We start from the raw sequence: 252 nt of genomic DNA on the forward strand, positions 1-252 counted from the left end.
AGTACTTCTGGTAACATAGGTACTACCCTATCAACTAAATAAACAGAGGTTGCCCGTTCGTAAGCTTCATCATCTAAAACTGTACCTTCCTTAACGTAATGCGATACATCGGCAATATGAATTCCTATTTCATACAAACCATCTTTAAGTAAGGTAAAGGATAAGGCATCATCGAAATCTTTAGCATCTTTTGGATCGATAGTAAAGGTTAAATCGTTACGCATATCGCGACGCCTGGCAATTTCTTCTTTG

At 37.7% G+C, this 252-nt stretch carries 1 protein-coding gene; it reads right to left on the bottom strand.

Features of this window, described 5'->3' with window-relative positions; all coding sequences use genetic code 11:
- Positions 1-252 (bottom strand): ribonuclease catalytic domain-containing protein (locus IEQ44_RS18715; RefSeq protein WP_193639459.1); only part of this gene is annotated, 252 nt, incomplete at both ends.

It is taken from the genome of Nocardioides malaquae (assembly GCF_015070385.1).
Classification (GTDB): Bacteria; Actinomycetota; Actinomycetes; order Propionibacteriales; family Nocardioidaceae; genus Nocardioides; species Nocardioides malaquae.